Below are 16,114 nucleotides of genomic sequence, written 5' to 3'. Positions count from 1 at the left end.
GGCTTTGGTGAAGGACCAGCGACCCTTTCTGACGGTGATGGTTAGGCTGCCTTCATGGACGTGCGTCACCTCGAACTGCTGCGGGAGCTGTCCGTGCGCGGCACCCTGGCGGCGGTCGCGCAGGCGACCCATCGCACTCCGTCGGCGGTGTCGCAGCAACTCAAGACCGCGGAGCGGGAGTTGCGGGTGCCGCTCGTCGAGCCGTACGCGCGCGGCGTCCGGCTCACCGACGCGGGCCGCATTCTCGCGGAGGGGGCCGACGAGGTGCTCGCGGCGCTCGCGGAGGTGCGCGCCCGACTGGAGGCGAGTCGCGGCGAACCTAGCGGGGTCGTGCGGATCGGCACGCTGCCCAGCGCGGGGGAGGCGCTGCTCCCGGGCCTCGTAGCGGCCTGCGGGGCTCGGCGATCGACCTGGAGGTGGAGGATTTCGACCTCTCCGAACACGATTACGCCGCCCGCACCCTCGACGCCGACATCGTCATCGCCCACAGCCTCACCGGCGACGTACCCGCCGGCGCCGAGGCGCTGACCACGCGCGTGCTGGCCCGTGAGCCGATCGACCTCATCGTGCCCCGCGACCACCCGCTGGCCGGCCGCCCCGAGGTGCGGCCGCGCGACCTGCGCGACGTCGAGTGGATCGCGGTGCCGCGGGGCTATCCGTTCGACACCATCGTGCAGGCGGTCGAGCAGGCCACCGGCGTCCCCGCCCGCCGCGCCCAACGCCTGCGTGACAACCGCCTCGTCCACTCCCTTGTCGCCGCGGGCGCCGGCGTCGCCCTCCTCCCGCGCTTCACGACCGCCGACGCCACCGGGAGCACGGTGGCCATCCCCCTGAGGGGAGTCCGTGCCCGCCGCAGCATCGTCGCCCTGAGCCGCCCCGACCGCGCCGCCCGCTACGCCGTCCGCTACGTCACTGACACCCTCGCTACCATCGGAGCCGACCTCGGGCGCAATGAAGCAGGAAATGTGTATGAACATGTGCATATTCAAGCTAAGATGAAGCCATGTCACTGATGGAACGACGGCTGCAGCTGCTGCTAGACGCTGCCCGCTACGACAAGATAGCCACAGAGGCGCGGCAGTCAGGGCGCAGCGTGGCCGCCGTCATTCGGGAGGCGATCGATAACCGCTTCCCCGACGACGACGCGGCCCGGCGGATGAGGGGCGCGCGTGAGCTCCTCGAGATGACCGCCCAGCCGGGGGACGTTGCCGGCGAGAGTCCGAGCGAGCTCAAGGAGGCCTACGCGGAGGCGTTGGAAGAGTCGCTGTCGTAATGTCACGCGCACTCTTTCTCGATCCTTCCGTCCTGCTGCTGGCTGTGGGTGGGCCGCACCGGTGGCGTGACTCGTGTCGCCGAGTCCTGGCCGCCGCCGGCGCAGGGGCCGTCGAACTTCACCTCAGCGTCGAGGGCGGGCAGGAGTTTCTCTTTCACCGGCTCCGCCGCGGTCATCGTGAGCAGGCTGTCCGGGAGTTCGACGCAGTCGATGAGCTGGCTTTCTGGCATGACTTCGACGTCGACATCTTGCGCGCGTCGAGGGAGTTAGTGGCGGAGGGGCACGCACGGGGCCGTGATGCAGTGCACGCTGCGACTGCCCTGGCCGCCGACTTCAGCGCGATCGTCAGCTGCGACGCCGACTTCGACGACATTCCTGGCCTGCGGCGTCTCGAGCCCGAGGAGGCGCTGGAGGGCCTCTGAACCTTGCCGTGCTACACCCAGCCGTTGCGCCGGAAGGCGGCGAACAGGCCGACGGAGAGCACGGCGATCAGCACGACACTCGCCCACAATCCTGTGGAGTCCTGAAACCCCCAGTACGGCACGTTCTGACCGAACCAGCCGGTGATGGCGGTCGGCACGGCGATGATCGCGGCCCAGCCGGCGAGCTTGCGCATGACGATGTTGAGGTGGGCGTCCTGCAGCGACAGGTTGGTCTCGAAGAGGGTGGTCACCATGTCACGCAGCGACTCGGTCCACTCGGCGGCGCGCAGCACGTGGTCGTAGAGGTCGTCGTAGGCCGAATCGAGTTCCGAATGACCGGAGGGTCGATGCCGCAGGAGGCCGTTGACGACCTCCCGCATCGGCAGCACCACGCGGCGTAGCTGCACGAGGTCTTTGCGCAGGCCGAAGATCGTTCGGGCGAAATCGGCTCCGGTCTGTTTGTCCTCGAACAGCAGGTCTTCGAGCGCCTCGATCGCGTCGTCGAGCCGCTGGATCGTGTCGAAGTGGCCGTCGACGATCGTGTCGAGCAGCCCGTGCAGCAGCGCCCCCTCGCCGAGCTCGACGAGGTCGTAGTCCTCGGTCCAGCGGCGCACGACCTCCGACATGTCGAACCGGTCGTCGAGGCGCACCGTGACCAGCGCTTGGGGCAGCACGTACCCGGAGACGCGGCTCAGCGACAGTGTGCCGTCGCGGCCCACGACATCGGCGACAGCGACGCCGGTCTGCGGGTCCGAGGCCACTGGCAGGTCGACCCCGGCGGTCGCGTAGGTCTGAAAGAACAGGTACCCGGGATGCCGCACGACCTTCGGCCGCTCGTGCGGCGCCATTGCGTCCTCGATCGACCCCGCCGACAGCCCGAGATCCCGAGCCAGCACCTCCAGGTCGGCCGGAGAGGGGTCAACGAGGTCCACCCAGACGAGCGTGTTCTGCGCGCGCATCTGCTCCGCGAGCTCGGCATGCGGCAGGTCTTCGGCGACCAGCACCCCGTCACGCCACACCCGCACCGCCGAAAACAGTCGATGCCCACCGGGCCATTGTGCGCCTCCCGGCGAGGAGGCCGACCGCGGCCGACCGCTGCCGCAAACAGCCCCGCCGAAAGCCGCACTTCGCGGCGACATGCAGAGCAAGAACTCTCAGAGTCGCCCGAAAGCACGACTTTCGGCGGGGTGGGGGGGAGGCGCCCGCCGGAGTGGGAGGTCCCCGGCGGAACTGGTGGACTACTTGAGTTGGTCCAGGAGGGCGGGCAGCACCTCGTGCATGTCACCGACCACGGCGTAGTTGGCCTTGGTCACCATGGGCGCGTCGCCGTCGGTGTTGATGGCGATGATCGTCTTGGAGGACGAGCAGCCGGCCCAGTGCTGGATGGCACCGGAGATGCCGCAGGCGATGTAGAGGTCCGGCGAGATCCGCGAGCCGGTCTGGCCGACCTGCTCGTGGTGCGGACGCCATCCCAGGCTCGTGACGACGCGGGACACGCCGACCGAGCCGCCGAGGCGGGAGGCGAGGGCGTCGACCGGACCGAAGCCGTCGGGGCCACCGGCGCCGCGACCGGCACCGACGACGATCCGGGCCCCGGTCAATGCCGACGTGTCGCCGCCCTCGCGAGCCTGCACCCGAGCGACCCGCGCCCGCAGGTCCTTCTCGGTCAAGTCGGCCGCGAACGGCAGCACCGCCGCGCCACCCGGAGCGTCCGCCGGGGCCGGCTCGAGGGCGTGACCCGCGACCGTCAGCACGGGGGTGCCACCGGTCAACGACGCGTTCTCGATCGCGGCACCGCCGACGACCTGCCGCTCGACCTCCAGGCCATCGGCCGACTGGGCGGCGATGCCGACGACGTTCGCGGCCATCGGCAGGTCCTTGCGCGCGGCCAGGTGGGCGAGCACCTCGTTGCCGCGCGGGGTCCCGCCGGCCACGACGGCGGCGACATCGCCGACCGCGTCGACCACCGACCCCAGCGCCGCGCCCCAGGCCGCACCGCTGTAGGCGCCCAGCTCCTCGTTGGCGGCCTCGAAGATCGCGGCCACCCCCTGCTCGCGGCAGTCGGCGACGACACCCTCGGTCGCCGACCCCAGCACCAGGGCATACACCGGGTCGCCCAGCTGACGGGCGAACGTCAGCGTCTCCTGCGAGACGAGCCCGACCTGGTCACCGTCGGTCTCGATGAACACCACGACCGCGCTCATGCCGCACCCTCCTGCTCCATGTTGTTGTCCCGGTGCACCACAACGGTGCGGCCTCGCGGGCCGAAGACGATCACGCCGACGGCGGCCGCGAGCGCCCCCACGACCAGCGCCACGACGACGCTCCTCATCGCCCGACCCCCAGGTCGGCCAGCACCTGAGCCAGCCGCGGCGCCGCACCCGGACCCTCACCGAGCACCTCGACCTGGCTCGGCGGGGGCGGGGGCACCCGCAGCGACTGCCGGCCGTTGCCGCGCGGACTCACCGACGTCGTCACGACCTCCACTGGCGCCTTCTTGGCTTTGATCTTGCCGGTGATCGACGGATACCGCGGCGAGACCCCGCCTTCGAGCACCGTCGCCACCGCGGGCAGCCCGACCTCGTAGATCTCGGTGCCCTCGGCGGTGTCGACGCTCATCGTGGCGCGCCCACCGGCGAGCTCGATCGTCTGTGCGCCGGCGACGACCGGGCGGTCCAGCAGATACGCGAGCCGGATGCCGACCTGAAAGTCGCCGGTGTCGGCCGCGTCGTTGCCGAGCAGCACCAAGTCGTAGCTGGTGCCAGCCGCAGAACGCGACTGCACGACCTCCGAGATGGCGGCGGCGACATCGGCCGGGCCGAACCCGTCGGCATCGGCGTCGATGCGCACCCCGTCGGTCGCGCCGACGGCCAGGGCCGCCCGCAACTGCTCGACCGACTCCTCACCGCCCAGCGTCAGCACGGTCACGGTGCCGCCGTCGGCGACCTGCGAGGCGATCTCGACCGCGCACTCCTCGTGCGCGCTCGTCGTGTAGCCGCCGAAGCGGCCGTCGACGCGGGAGCCGTCGGGCGTCAGCACGACCTCCCCGGTGGCGTCGGGTACGCGCTTGACGCACACGAGCACATTCGTCATGGCTTGAGTCCTTCGTCGTGCCTGCGGGTCAGAGGGCCGGGCGCTTGATGCGCTCGTTGTCGGGGTCGAACGCCGGGGTCGCGTCGGCGGAAACGACGGTCACCGGGTACAGCTCCTCCATGTAGGAGACGGCGAGCTGGTTGCCGACGTGCGCCTGGTCCACCGGCAGGAACGCCATGAGCACGTGCTTGCCGAGGCTCGGCGCCGAGCCGGCGGTCGTCACGTACGGGTGGTGGCCGTGGCCGTCGGTCAGCTGCCCGCCGTCGCGGGTGCGGATCGGCTCGCCGCCGAGCATGTACCGCTTCACTCCGGAGGCCGAGGTGTGGTCGTCGACGGTCATCGTGCACAGCACCGTCGCCGGCTCGGCTCCGTTTGCAGAGGCGCCCAGCACGGCCTCCTTGCCGATGAAGTCGGCGTCCTTGTACTTCTTGCGGGTCATGCCGGTCTCGGCCAGGCTGCGCTCGGAGTCGAGCTCGGCCGCGTACGCGCGGTAGCCCTTCTCGATGCGGCCGGTGGTGCCGTAGACCCCGATGCCGGCGGGGATGAGCCCGTGCGGCGCGCCGGCCTCGAGCAGGCGCTCCCACAGGGCGGCACCGCTCTCGAACGGCACGTACAGCTCCCAACCGAACTCGCCGACGTAGGAGATGCGGGAGGCGAGCACCGACAGGTTGCCGACCTCGATCTCGCGGCAGGTGCCGAACTTGAACCCCTCGGGTGACACATCCGCGTCGGTGACCGACGAGAGGATCTCCAGGGCCTTGGGGCCCCACAGCCCGATCGTCGTGAAGGAGGAGGTGAGGTCGGTCAGCGAGGCGCCGTCGACGAGGTGATCAGCGAACCACTTCTTGTCGACCATGCCGTGCGCGCCGCCGGTGACGACCCGGAAGCGGTCGTGGCCCAGCCGCATGACCGTCAGGTCGGAGCGGAACCCGCCGGTCTCATCCAGCACCGGGGTGTAGACGACGCGGCCGATCGCGACATCCATCTGCGCGACGCAGATGCGCTGCACGGAGGCGAGCGCGCCGGGGCCGGTGATGTCGAAGATCGCGAACGCGGACAGGTCGACGAGCGCGGCCGTCTCGCGCATCTGCAGGTGCTCGGCGTTGATGATCGGGGACCACCAGCGCGCGTCCCACTCGTGCTCGCGCGGCATGAGCTGCTCGTCGGAGAACTTCTCCAGCAGACCTTCGTTCGAGGCGTACCACTGCGGGCGCTCCCAGCCGGCGGCCTCGTAGAACACGGCGCCGAGGTCCTGCTGCGAGGCGTGCATCGGGGAGAGGCGCATGTTGCGGCTGCTGCTCCACTGCTCGGCCGGGTGCACGATGCCGTACGTCTTGTTGAACGCCTCCGACGTGCGCGCCTTGACGTGCGCGCGGGTGCGCTGGTGGGGGTAGAAGCGGTTGATGTCGGAGTGGCCGACGTCGATGCTCGGGTTGCCGTGCGTCATCCACTCGGCGACGCACTTGGCGGTGCCCGGGCCCTCCTTGATCCAGATGGCGGCGGCGCTCCACAGACCCTTGACCTCGGGGGTTTCGCCGAGGATCGGGAAGCCGTCGGGGGTCAACGAGAGCAGGCCGTTGATCGCGTAGCGCACCTCGCCGGACTCGTCGCCCAGCAGCTCCGGCATGAGCTCGAGGGCCTGCTCGAGCTGGGGGTCGAAGTCCTCGTCCGTGAACGGCATCTCGGTCGGGGAGAGCTTGGCCTGCTCGTTGGAGGGGATCTCCTCCGGGTCGTGCAGGATCGCGCGGTGGGCGTAGGAGCCGACCTCCATGTCGGAGCCGTGCTGACGCTCGTAGCAGAACGTGTCCATGTCGCGCACGATCGGGAAGCTGATCTCGCCGGGACGGCTCGCCAGCACCTCGTACGGGCCGGCGGAGATCATCTGGTGCACCGCGGGGGTGAGGGGGATGTGCGCGCCGGCCATGCGGGCGATCTTGGGGCTCCACACGCCGCAGCAGATGACGACGGTCTCGGCCTCGATGCGCCCGCCGGTCGTCTCCACGGCCTTGATGTGGCCGTCGACGACCTCCATGCCGGTGACCTCGACGCCGGAGCAGACGGTCAGTACGCCCTTCTCCTGGGCGCGCTCGCGCATCATCGTGCCAGCGCGCAGGGAGTCGACGACGCCGACGCTGGGGGTCCAGAAGGCGCCGACGATGACGTCCTTGTCGAGGAAGGGCACTTTCTCCTGCACGAACTCCGGCGAGACAAGCTCGGCGTCGATGCCCCACGCCTTGGCGCTGGACATGCGGCGGCGCAGCTCCTCCATGCGCTCTTCGCTGCGCGCGACCTCGAACCCGCCAGACTCGGTGAAGACGCCGAGTTCCTTGTATTGGCGCACCGATTCGAGGGTGATGTCGGTCATCTCGCGGGAGTGGTCGACCGGGAAGATGAAGTTGCTCGCGTGGCCGGTCGAGCCGCCCGGGTTGGGCAGCGGGCCCTTGTCGAGCTGCACGATGTCGGTCCAACCCAGCTCCGCCAGGTGGTAGCAGAGCGAGTTTCCGACGATTCCGGCGCCGATGACGACGACGCGGGCCTTCTCCGGGACGGAGGCCATGACCAGTCCTTTCTGGGTGCGTGATACGCAACGAGTCGCGCGATACGCAACTACTGCGCACTAGCTTGGCCCTCCGCGCCCCCGCTGTCAACGCCGAAGTCCACCTTGTGGCCACCGGCTGCGAGCCGACGCACGAAAGCCCGGCCTGCCGTGTGGCGGGCCGGGCTTTCGAGGTGGTGCAAGGGCTACGACGTGGTGTCCGCGCCGGGGCGCGGGGTGTCTTCGCGGATGATCGGGATCGCGCCGGTGTCCTCCATCTTGGTGACGACGACGCTGGAGATGTGGTTCTCCATGTGTCGGCGCATCGTGGGTTGGAGCGTGGCGTTGAACGGTTCTTCGCGCAGCGACTTCCAAAGGGCGACGCACATCGCGATGAGCACGAGCAGGAACGGCCCGGCGATGAGGATGACCCCGGTCTGCAGGGCCGTCAGCCCGGCCTTGGGATCGTCGCCACCGGAGTAGAGCAGGATGGCGGCGACAGCGCCGGTGGCCGCACCCCAGAACACGACGAGCCAGCGCTTCGGCTCCGGCGTGCCGTTCTGGCTGAGCATGCCCATGACGATCGACGCGGAGTCCGCTCCGGTGACGAAGAAGATCGCGACGAGGAAGATCGCGAGCGCGACGGTGATCGTCGACATGGGGAAGTCCGAGAGCGTGTTGAACAGGGCGCTCTCCTGGCCCTCGGCCAGCCGGGCCGCCATGTCGACGCCGCGATGCAGCTGCAGGTCGATGGCGACGCCACCGAAGATCGAGAACCAGATGGCGCTCACCAGGCTCGGCACCAAGATGACGAAGATGACGAACTGGCGGATCGTGCGGCCGCGGCTGATGCGCGCGATGAACATGCCGACGAAGGGCGTCCAGCTGATCCACCACGCCCAGTAGAAGATGGTCCAGCCCGAGAGCCACTCGTTGCCGCCCATGGCTCCGGTGCGGAAGCTCATGGCCGGCAGGTGCGCGAGGTAGCCGCCGATCGACTCGGTGAAGACGCCGAGGATGAAGACTGTCGGGCCGACGACGAACAGGAACAGCGCGAGCAGCGCGGCCGCGATGGCATTGGCGTTCGACAGCCACTTGATGCCGCGGTCGACGCCGCTGACGGCGGAGATGACGAAGCAGGCCGTGAGGAACGCGATGACACCGACCGCGAGCGTGAGGTTGCCGCCGGTCTCGTAGCCGAAGACGTGCGCGAGGCCGCCGGTGATCTGCAGCGCCCCGAGGCCCAGCGACGTGGCCGAACCGAAGAGCGTCGCAAGAATCGCGATCATGTCGATCGCTCGCCCTCCGGGGCCGGTGGCGTGGTGCCCGATGAGCGGGCGCAGCGTGCCGGAGATCAGGTTGCCGTAGCCCTTGCGGTAGGCGAAGTAGGCGATCGTCAGGCCGATGACCGCGTAGATGGCCCACGGGTGGAAGGCCCAGTGGAAGAACGTGTACTCCATCGCCAGGTGAGCGGCCGCCTCCGTGCCCGGCTCCGCCATGTCCATCGGCGGGGTGTTCAGGTGCGTCAGCGGCTCGGCGACACCGTAGAACATGAGGCCGATGCCCATGCCGGTGGCGAACATCATCGAGACCCACGAGAAGGTCGAGAACTCCGGCTTGGAGTCGTCGGGGCCGAGCTTGATGTTGCCGTAGCGAGAGACCGCCAGCACAGCGGAGAACAACACGAAGCCTCCGCTGGCCAGCACGAACAGCCAGTTGAAGTTGCCTGTGATCCAGGCCAGCGCGGCTGCGCCGGCGGCGCTGAAGCCAGCCGTGTTGAACCAGCCGTAGGCCAGCACCAGGAGCGAAAGCGCGGCAGCTACGCCGAACACCGCCCAGTCGATGGGTACCGCACGATCGTCCTCTGAGGGTGGGCGATCGATGTCGGTACGTGCGGGTTCGGTCATTGACCCTCCTGAGCTGAGTTGAGCGTCTGTTGCGCCTTACGCAACCGCGAGCTGGATGTCGCCGCCCATGCCGATGTCACACTTTGCACCCACAACTAGCTATCGGCAATCCCCACGCTCGGGATTTCGCGCCAGCCAAGGCGCGCGCTGACCTCGGCGCACTCCTCCAGGAGGGGGCCGAGCACCTGCTCGCGGCGCGCCTCGTCGAAGCGGAACGTCGGGCCCGACACGCTCAGTGAGGCAACGATCACGCCCCGCGCGTCGCGCACCGGAGCGGCCAGGGCCGTGAGGCCGACGTCAAGCTCATCGATCGCGACGGCGTAGCCGGAGACCTTGGTCTGCGCCAACTGGCGATGCAGGGTCGCCCGGTCGGTGACGGTCGCGGGGGTGTACGCCGACAGCGCGTCGTCGAGGATGTCGTCGACCTCCGCCTCGCTCAGCTCGCAGAGCAGGACCTTGCCGTTGGAGGTCGCGTGCAGGGGAATGCGCTGGCCGACCCAGTTGTAGCTGGAATGCCGCCCCCCGCCGACGATCTGGTCGACGTAGAGTGCGGCGCCGGAGGAGAGCACGGCGACGTTGACGGTCTCGCCAGTCAGGTCGGCCAGGCGACGGGCGGCGGGTCGGGCGGCGTCGGCGAGGTCGAGGCGGGCGTCGGTCGCCCCGGCCAGGCGCAGGATGCCGGCGCCGAGGCGGTACTGACCGCGATCGGCGATCTGCTCGACGAGGTCGCGACGTTCGAGGGCGGCGACGAGTCGGCTGGCGGTGCTCTTGTGCACGCCGAGGTCGGCGGCCAGGGCCGTGACGCCCAGTGAGCCGTGCTGGGCCAGCAGTTCGAGGATCGTCACGGCCCGATCGACGGACTGCACCGTCGACTCGCCCTTCTGGGCGCTCGTGGGGCCTCGCGGCAGGTCCCGCGTCGTGTTCCGCATAACGCAACCTTACGAGCATCTTTCGCTTCAGGCGGCTGAACGCTACCATTTTGTTGCGTAGTTCGCTTCGTGTTCCGTCATACGCACCACGGTCAACCACCGCGGTGCTGGCGGCACGTACTCCCACCATGCGACAGGAAGTAAGGCCGTGACCAGTCCCGTCCCCGGCGCCGCCGCCGTGGCTGCCGTGCAGAGCGCCGCCCGGCAGCGCGCCACCGCCGAATCGCAGCGCGTGCAGGCCAACCCCGAGTACGTGCTCGTGCTCTCGTGCGAGGACCGGCCCGGCATCGTGGCGGGCATCACCGCGATGCTCTTCGAGCACGGCGGCAACATCGAGGAGAGCCAGCAGTTCGACGACGCGCGCTCGGGCCTGTTCTTCATGCGCATCCGTTTCTCCGACCCCTCCGGTGCCGACCCGCAGCAGCAGGTCTCGGTGTGGCGCGAGCGCACGGCACCGCTGGCGCGGAAGTTCGACATGACCTGGGAACTGTGGGTGGCGACCAACCCGTTCCGCACGCTCATCATGGTCAGCAAGGCCGGACACTGCCTCAACGACCTGCTGTTCCGCTGGCAGTCCGGCGCCCTGAACATGACGATCCCGGCGATCGTCTCCAACCACACCGATCTGGAGCCGCTGGCCCGCGCCTACGGCATCCCGTTCCACCACATCCCCATCACCCCGGAGACCAAGGACCAGGCCGAGGCGCAGCTCATGGACCTCGTGCACGAGCACAAAGTGCATCTTGTGGTGCTCGCCCGCTACATGCAGGTGCTCTCGGACCAGCTGTGCCAGGAGATGTCGGGCCGGATCATCAACATCCACCACTCGTTCCTGCCCAGCTTCAAGGGCGGACGCCCCTATCACCAGGCGTTCGAACGCGGCGTCAAGCTCGTCGGCGCGACTGCGCACTACGTCACCGCCGACCTCGACGAGGGCCCGATCATCGAGCAGGACGTGACGCGCGTCGACCACCGCATGGGCCCCAATGACCTCGTCCGCGCCGGTCAGGATGTCGAGGCCGACGTCCTCTCGCGCGCCGTCCAGTGGCACTGCGACTCCCGCGTCCTGCTCAACACCGACCGCACCGTCGTCTTCGACTGAGTCAGGGGCGTCCGGCTCCGCGCGCCGCAGGCGGATCGTCGAGTTCGCCCCGGAGGTCGGGGATCTCGCGGGAAGAGTCCACGTGGGAAGAGTCTCTGTGCGATAACGGTGGCGCGGGAGTGGTTGCCGCAGGTTCTCAGCTGGGACACAGTGAACGCATGCCCGGCGGCAACGCGGCCCCGGTCAGCGAAAAGGGAACCGGATATGGACAATCTCGGCCTTCTCAGTCTCCTGGCGGTGGCGCCGATCGCGGTGGTGGGCGTCTTGCTCGCCGGGCTGCGCTGGCCGGCCAAGTACGCGATGCCGGTCGGTTACGTCATCGCGTTGGCCACCGCCGGTTTCGTCTGGCAGGTGCAGCCGGCGGCGCTGGCCGCCGCGACGATCGAGGGCTTCATCATCGCGTTGACCCTGCTGTACATCGTGTTCGGCGCGTTGCTGCTGCTCGCCACCGTCATCGCCTCGGGTGCCATGGACCGCATCAAAGCCGGCTTCGACAACATCTCCACCGACCGGCGGGTGCAGGCGATCATCATCGGCTGGCTGTTCGGCTCGTTCATCGAGGGCGCGTCCGGCTTCGGCACGCCCGCCGCTGTCGCCGCGCCGCTGTTGCTTGCGCTCGGCTTCCCGGCGATGGCCGCGGTGATGGTCGGCCTCATCATCCAGTCGACCCCGGTGAGTTTCGGCGCCGTCGGCACCCCGATCCTCGTCGGCGTCGCCAACGGTCTGGAAAAGGACAGCGCCCCGATGCAGGCGCGCCTGGCCGAACTCGGCATGGAATACCCGCAGTACATCGCCCTCATCGGGTTCAACGTCGCGGTCATTCACGCCCTCGTCGGCATCCTCATCCCGCTGATCATCTCGGTGATGCTCACCGGCTTCTTCGGCGAGCGTCGCAGCTTCGCCGAGGGCCTGAAGATCTGGCCGTTCGCGATCTACGCGTCGTTGGCGATGACCGTTCCCTACGTCTTCGTCGCCTACGTGCTCGGCCCCGAGTTCCCCTCCCTGCTCGGCGGCCTGTTCGGCCTGGCGCTCGTGATGTTCACCTCCAGCAAGGGCTTCCTCATGCCCAAGGAGACGTTCAGCTTCCCGCCGCGGTCCCGCTGGGAGCAGCGTTGGCTGGGCAACTTCGACGCCAACAAGGTGCGCGAGGGTGCGGGCGAGCGCGGCGAGATGTCGCTGCTCACCGCGTGGGCCCCGTACATCCTGCTCGCAGTGCTGCTCGTGCTGACGCGGATCATCGACCCGCTGCAGTCGGTCCTCACCTCGACGACCGTGCCGATGACGATCCCGTTCGCCGACATCCTCGGCACCAACGTCAGCACCACCGTGCAGCTGTTCTACAGTCCCGGCACGCTGCTCATCATCGTCTGCGCCGTGACGTACGTGCTGCACAAGATGCCCGGCCACGCCATCGCCGACACGTGGAAGGTCGCCGGCAAGCAGTTGCTCGGTACCGCGGTGGCCCTCGATTCGCGGTCCCGATGGTGCGGGTGCTCATCCGTTCGGGCGCCGACTTCAACTACTCCGGGCTGGCCTCCATGCCGGTGACCCTCGCCGAGGGCGTCGCCTCCGTCGCGGGCTCCGCGTGGCCGCTGTTCAGCCCGGCGATCGGCGCCCTCGGCGCCTTCGTCGCCGGCTCCAACACCGTCTCCAACCTGACGTTCGCGCAGTTCCAGTGGACGACCGGCGCGACGATCGGCGTACCGCCCGAGCTCGTCGTCGCCACCCAGGCAGTCGGCGGCGCAGGCGGCAACCCCATCGCCATCCACAACATCGTCGCCGCGTCGGCCACCGTCGGTCTGCTCGGTCGCGAGGGTGACCTCATCCGCAAGACGTTCCTCGTCACCGCCTACTACTGTCTGGCGGCCGGGTCGTTGGGCTACATACGCATCCACGGGTTCGGCGCCAATATCGGTGTCGTCATGTTGATCGTCACGGTGCTCATCGTCGCCGCGACGATCTGGTGGATGAAGCGGCACGACGCCCGCAGACCCGCCGCCGTCGCGGAGTCGAGCCCGGAGTAGCGCAGAGGGCCGCACGGATCAGTAGCCCGGGTCAGCCGCACGGTGTCGCAGTGTCGATGTCGTGCGGCTGATTCGTGCCCGGAGGCGACCGACGACCCTTCTCAGCGAGGTGCGGATCGACACCCCGGCAACGGTCAGCCCCGTTGCATAGCCTGCGACTTCGCCGCCGAGCAAGGGGCGGTACGCGGACAGGCAGGGAGGGCGGCACACCCCGATGACGCAGGAGAAGCGCCCCGGGCGACGCGCGGTCCTGGGGGCCGCCGGCCTGGGCATGCTCGCTGGGGCGGCGTGGTGGGTCGGTCCCGAACGCATCGGCGACGCGCTCGGCGACTTCGTGGAGGGCGCGCAGGGAGTCTTCGACGAGGCCCGCGACGGCCTCTCCGAGGGGCCGGGCCCGCCGGGTCCGCGTCCGAGCCCGACGGCGGTGACCGCGGCGCAACTCACGGACTACACGCGGCTGGCCGGGTCGCCGCTGCGCTACGAGGTGACCGACGGCCCGGCGCGATTTCCCATGGAGCCCGGATTCGCCCGGCAACTCGACGCCAGCCTGCGCTCGCACTGGCAGGCGCGCCGCTGGGGGGTGCCAGGGCAACTCTCGTCGCTGGGCACGCACCGCACCGCGCCGGGCGGCGAGGCGACCTCGTGGCATCACGCGGGCCGCGCCTTCGACCTGGCAGCCGTGCGCACCACGGGCGGCGACACCCTCGTCAGCTGCCGCTACGACCGCTGGGGCGACGGTCCCGATCACGAAGCCCAGGCCCGCGAGTACTGGCGGCTTGCCGCCACGCTGCACCGCGACTTCGCCTACGTGCTGACGTACCTGTTCGACGAGGCCCACCACGACCACATCCACCTCGACAACGCGCTCTCCGGGCAGGGGCGCAGCATGTTCCGCACCGGATCGCGCGTGCAGGTGCACGCAGTCCAGGCGATGTGCACGTACGTGTGGCGCATGCCCGTCGAGGCCAGCGGCCGCTGGGACGGCGCGACGCGCGACGCCACCGCGCAGATCCTCGACAGGGTCGGCGTCGGCGGCCGCCTGACCCGCAGCCAGGACTCGTGGCACGCGTTTCTCACCGCGACCGCCCGCCAGAGCTGAGCCCTCGCCACTGCGCCGGCGAGCCCGGCCCGCTCACACGACGTGGCCGGTGAGCAGCAGCCCGATGAGCGCGACATCCATGACGATGATCAGCGCGGTGAAGAAGACCGCGGCCGTGCGCACCGGCAGACCCGGGTACAGCGGGCCCATGACCCGTCGGGACAGCACGAGCAGCAGCAGCGGCACGAGCGTGACCGGCAGCGCGAGGGCCAGCACCGCCTGGCTCACGATGAGGGCCCACGTCGGGTCGACGCCGGCGGCGAGCACCACCAGGGGCGGCACGACGGCGGTCAGGCGGCGCACCCACAGGGGGATCGGCCGCCGGATGAAGCCCTGCATGACGACCTGCCCGGTGAACACCCCGACGACCGTCGACGCGAGCCCGGAGGCCAGCAGCGTGACGCCCAGCAGGATGCCGGCCAGCTGCCCAGCGTTCTGCGACAACGCGGCGTGGGCTGCCTCGATGCCGCTGGGGGTGCCCTCGGGCAGGTTGGCCCCGATCACCAGCAGCGAGCCGTTGACGCAGCCCGCGACGCCCATCGCCGCCACGATCGCCCAGCCGAGCCGGCGGCGCGGGTCGAGGCCCCGGGCAACGCGGCCGGCCGAGCCAGCCGAGTTAGCCGAACCAGCCGAGTCTGGGTGGTCGACCGGGGTGGGATCGGTGCCGTTTGGGGCGCGGTCGTGAGCCCTGGCGTCGGCGCTGACCGCGGAGTGAAAGTAGAGCGCGTGCGGCATGACCGTCGCCCCGACGATCGCCGTGACGAGGATGAGGCCCGGCCCGTCGAGGGCGCCCGGCACGAGGCCGTCGAGGGCACCGGGCCGTACCCCGGCCATCGCGGCCATCGCGATGACGCCGACCCCCACGACCGCCAGCAGCCCCAGCGTCAGGGGGGTGGAGAACATCGCGGCCCGCGGCCCGACCGCCATGATCAGCAGGCTGCCCACGCCGACGATGCACGCCCCGAGCGGCAGCGGGATCCCGAACAGCAGGTACAGTCCCAGCGCCCCGCCGATGAGCTCGGCCAGGTCGGTCATGATGATGACGAGCTCGGCCTGCGCCCACATCACCAGCCGCTGCGGCCGCGACATCCGCTGCGCGCTGACGGAGGCGAGGGTGCCGCCCGTGGCCAGGCCGAGCAGCGCCGCGAGGTACTGGATGACCGCGGCGGCCAGCGAGGCGGCCACCACGACCCACAGCAGGTCGTACCCCAGCAGCGAGCCCGCCTCGATATTCGAGCCGAAGTTGCCCGGATCGACGTACGCGACCGTCGTCAGCAGCGCCGGGACGAGCAGCACCCGCCACCGCACGGCCCGCTGCTGATACATCACACCTCCGGGTGGTTGTTGTGCCACGCGGTGATGGGCGGTCTCAAGCGCGGCCGGGCTCGCACGAGCGTCACCATGGGCCCAAGTGCCCGATGAGCGTCTCCATTGCGGTTACGATCCGCTGCGCTTGGCTTCGACGTCGAAGCGCCCCGTTTCCCAGCGCGTCATGCGGACGCCTCGATGAGTGTCACGGTGGGGCGGGCCGTGACCGTCGCCTTGAAAGCGTCATCATGTGCTTGGTCCCACGCGTCTGGGCGCACCCGACGGATGCTGACCTCTCGGCCGAGTCGCTCGCCGGCCAGGGCGGCGATCTCGTCCAGTTCGTCGAGATCTGCGGTTCCGACGACGAGGACGTCGATGTCACCGGGGACGGGGCCGGGCCGTTGTTCGTAGCGAGCCGCCC

At 69.8% G+C, this 16,114-nt stretch carries 16 protein-coding genes and 1 pseudogene; 8 read left to right on the top strand and 9 right to left on the bottom strand.

The features are described from left to right. Positions 1 to 54: 54 nt before the first annotated feature. The 4 genes from KILIM_RS25055 to KILIM_RS13810 are packed head-to-tail and all read left to right on the top strand — an operon-like array spanning position 55 to position 1,695. Complete coding sequence (locus KILIM_RS25055; protein WP_006593332.1) at positions 55 to 528, top strand: LysR family transcriptional regulator; 474 nt, start codon at positions 55 to 57, stop codon at positions 526 to 528. Next, positions 417 to 1,013: a LysR substrate-binding domain-containing protein gene (locus tag KILIM_RS25050; RefSeq protein ID WP_006593331.1), complete on the top strand. Its 597-nt coding sequence runs from the start codon at positions 417 to 419 to the stop codon at positions 1,011 to 1,013. The genes KILIM_RS25055 and KILIM_RS25050 overlap by 112 nt, the downstream gene beginning before the upstream one ends. Continuing rightward, on the top strand, positions 1,004 to 1,273 hold the full coding sequence (locus KILIM_RS13815) for a hypothetical protein (protein ID WP_006593330.1): 270 nt from the start codon (positions 1,004 to 1,006) through the stop codon (positions 1,271 to 1,273). The genes KILIM_RS25050 and KILIM_RS13815 overlap by 10 nt, the downstream gene beginning before the upstream one ends. Beyond that, positions 1,273 to 1,695 (top strand): type II toxin-antitoxin system VapC family toxin, encoded by a 423-nt coding sequence (locus KILIM_RS13810; protein ID WP_040563426.1) that lies wholly within the window; start codon positions 1,273 to 1,275, stop codon positions 1,693 to 1,695. Before KILIM_RS13815 ends, KILIM_RS13810 begins: the two co-directional genes overlap by 1 nt. 11 nt (positions 1,696 to 1,706) lie before the next feature. Here the strand turns inward: KILIM_RS13810 and KILIM_RS13805 are convergent, their stop codons facing one another. The 7 genes from KILIM_RS13805 to KILIM_RS13780 all read right to left on the bottom strand — a co-directional run bounded on the left by KILIM_RS13805 (position 1,707) and on the right by KILIM_RS13780 (position 10,160). Further along, the gene (locus KILIM_RS13805) at positions 1,707 to 2,720 is read right to left on the bottom strand and encodes a magnesium transporter CorA family protein (protein WP_255247658.1); all 1,014 of its coding nucleotides are present in this window, start codon (positions 2,718 to 2,720) and stop codon (positions 1,707 to 1,709) included. 213 nt (positions 2,721 to 2,933) lie between these two features. Further along, a complete protein-coding gene (locus KILIM_RS13800; protein ID WP_006593326.1) occupies positions 2,934 to 3,899 on the bottom strand; it encodes an electron transfer flavoprotein subunit alpha/FixB family protein in 966 nt (321 codons plus the stop codon). Beyond that, positions 3,896 to 4,027: a hypothetical protein gene (locus KILIM_RS25045; protein WP_255247657.1), complete on the bottom strand. Its 132-nt coding sequence runs from the start codon at positions 4,025 to 4,027 to the stop codon at positions 3,896 to 3,898. Before KILIM_RS25045 ends, KILIM_RS13800 begins: the two co-directional genes overlap by 4 nt. Continuing rightward, positions 4,024 to 4,788 carry an electron transfer flavoprotein subunit beta/FixA family protein gene (locus KILIM_RS13795; protein WP_006593325.1) on the bottom strand — a complete coding sequence of 255 codons (765 nt, stop codon included), beginning with the start codon at positions 4,786 to 4,788 and terminating at the stop codon, positions 4,024 to 4,026. Before KILIM_RS13795 ends, KILIM_RS25045 begins: the two co-directional genes overlap by 4 nt. Before the next feature lie 28 nt (positions 4,789 to 4,816). Then, positions 4,817 to 7,345 carry a GcvT family protein gene (locus KILIM_RS13790; protein WP_006593324.1) on the bottom strand — a complete coding sequence of 843 codons (2,529 nt, stop codon included), beginning with the start codon at positions 7,343 to 7,345 and terminating at the stop codon, positions 4,817 to 4,819. Between the two features lie 185 nt (positions 7,346 to 7,530). Continuing rightward, positions 7,531 to 9,231: a BCCT family transporter gene (locus KILIM_RS13785; RefSeq protein ID WP_006593323.1), complete on the bottom strand. Its 1,701-nt coding sequence runs from the start codon at positions 9,229 to 9,231 to the stop codon at positions 7,531 to 7,533. Positions 9,232 to 9,326: 95 nt separating this feature from the next. Next, positions 9,327 to 10,160 (bottom strand): IclR family transcriptional regulator, encoded by an 834-nt coding sequence (locus KILIM_RS13780; protein WP_006593322.1) that lies wholly within the window; start codon positions 10,158 to 10,160, stop codon positions 9,327 to 9,329. 148 nt (positions 10,161 to 10,308) lie between these two features. On the opposite strand from KILIM_RS13780, the gene purU reads away from it, so the two are divergent. The 4 genes from purU to KILIM_RS13765 all read left to right on the top strand — a co-directional run bounded on the left by purU (position 10,309) and on the right by KILIM_RS13765 (position 14,385). Then, positions 10,309 to 11,262 carry a formyltetrahydrofolate deformylase gene (purU, locus tag KILIM_RS13775; RefSeq protein ID WP_006593321.1) on the top strand — a complete coding sequence of 318 codons (954 nt, stop codon included), beginning with the start codon at positions 10,309 to 10,311 and terminating at the stop codon, positions 11,260 to 11,262. Positions 11,263 to 11,466: 204 nt separating this feature from the next. Next, a complete protein-coding gene (locus KILIM_RS13770) occupies positions 11,467 to 12,810 on the top strand; it encodes an L-lactate permease (RefSeq protein ID WP_006593320.1) in 1,344 nt (447 codons plus the stop codon). Then, positions 12,753 to 13,286, top strand: a complete 534-nt coding sequence (locus KILIM_RS25040; protein WP_255247656.1) for an L-lactate permease — start codon at positions 12,753 to 12,755, stop codon at positions 13,284 to 13,286. The genes KILIM_RS13770 and KILIM_RS25040 overlap by 58 nt, the downstream gene beginning before the upstream one ends. A gap of 214 nt (positions 13,287 to 13,500) precedes the next feature. Beyond that, complete coding sequence (locus KILIM_RS13765) at positions 13,501 to 14,385, top strand: extensin family protein (RefSeq protein ID WP_006593318.1); 885 nt, start codon at positions 13,501 to 13,503, stop codon at positions 14,383 to 14,385. A 33-nt stretch (positions 14,386 to 14,418) separates the two neighbouring features. Here the strand turns inward: KILIM_RS13765 and KILIM_RS13760 are convergent, their stop codons facing one another. Both KILIM_RS13760 and KILIM_RS13755 read right to left on the bottom strand, forming a co-directional pair. Beyond that, positions 14,419 to 15,711 carry an Nramp family divalent metal transporter gene (locus tag KILIM_RS13760; RefSeq protein ID WP_006593317.1) on the bottom strand — a complete coding sequence of 431 codons (1,293 nt, stop codon included), beginning with the start codon at positions 15,709 to 15,711 and terminating at the stop codon, positions 14,419 to 14,421. A 164-nt stretch (positions 15,712 to 15,875) separates the two neighbouring features. Next, positions 15,876 to 16,114: pseudogene (locus KILIM_RS13755) on the bottom strand (hypothetical protein); the annotation flags it as partial.

It is taken from the genome of Kineosphaera limosa NBRC 100340 (genome assembly GCF_000298215.1).
In the GTDB taxonomy this organism is placed as follows: Bacteria; Actinomycetota; Actinomycetes; order Actinomycetales; family Dermatophilaceae; genus Kineosphaera; species Kineosphaera limosa.
Note: the sequence above shows the minus strand (reverse complement) of the source record. Positions and strands in the feature narration are given on the sequence as shown.

Excerpts from the sequence above, each read along its gene's own strand:
- KILIM_RS25055 (WP_006593332.1), top strand. The coding sequence starts at position 55 with ATGGACGTGCGTCACCTCGAACTGCTGCGGGAGCTGTCCGTGCGCGGC.
- KILIM_RS13815 (WP_006593330.1), top strand. The coding sequence starts at position 1,004 with ATGTCACTGATGGAACGACGGCTGCAGCTGCTGCTAGACGCTGCCCGC.
- KILIM_RS13810 (WP_040563426.1), top strand. The coding sequence starts at position 1,273 with ATGTCACGCGCACTCTTTCTCGATCCTTCCGTCCTGCTGCTGGCTGTG.
- KILIM_RS13800 (WP_006593326.1), bottom strand. The coding sequence starts at position 3,899 with ATGAGCGCGGTCGTGGTGTTCATCGAGACCGACGGTGACCAGGTCGGG.
- KILIM_RS25045 (WP_255247657.1), bottom strand. The coding sequence starts at position 4,027 with ATGAGGAGCGTCGTCGTGGCGCTGGTCGTGGGGGCGCTCGCGGCCGCC.
- KILIM_RS13795 (WP_006593325.1), bottom strand. The coding sequence starts at position 4,788 with ATGACGAATGTGCTCGTGTGCGTCAAGCGCGTACCCGACGCCACCGGG.
- KILIM_RS13790 (WP_006593324.1), bottom strand. The coding sequence starts at position 7,345 with ATGGCCTCCGTCCCGGAGAAGGCCCGCGTCGTCGTCATCGGCGCCGGA.
- KILIM_RS13785 (WP_006593323.1), bottom strand. The coding sequence starts at position 9,231 with ATGACCGAACCCGCACGTACCGACATCGATCGCCCACCCTCAGAGGAC.
- KILIM_RS13780 (WP_006593322.1), bottom strand. The coding sequence starts at position 10,160 with ATGCGGAACACGACGCGGGACCTGCCGCGAGGCCCCACGAGCGCCCAG.
- KILIM_RS13770 (WP_006593320.1), top strand. The coding sequence starts at position 11,467 with ATGGACAATCTCGGCCTTCTCAGTCTCCTGGCGGTGGCGCCGATCGCG.
- KILIM_RS13765 (WP_006593318.1), top strand. The coding sequence starts at position 13,501 with ATGACGCAGGAGAAGCGCCCCGGGCGACGCGCGGTCCTGGGGGCCGCC.
- KILIM_RS13760 (WP_006593317.1), bottom strand. The coding sequence starts at position 15,711 with ATGTATCAGCAGCGGGCCGTGCGGTGGCGGGTGCTGCTCGTCCCGGCG.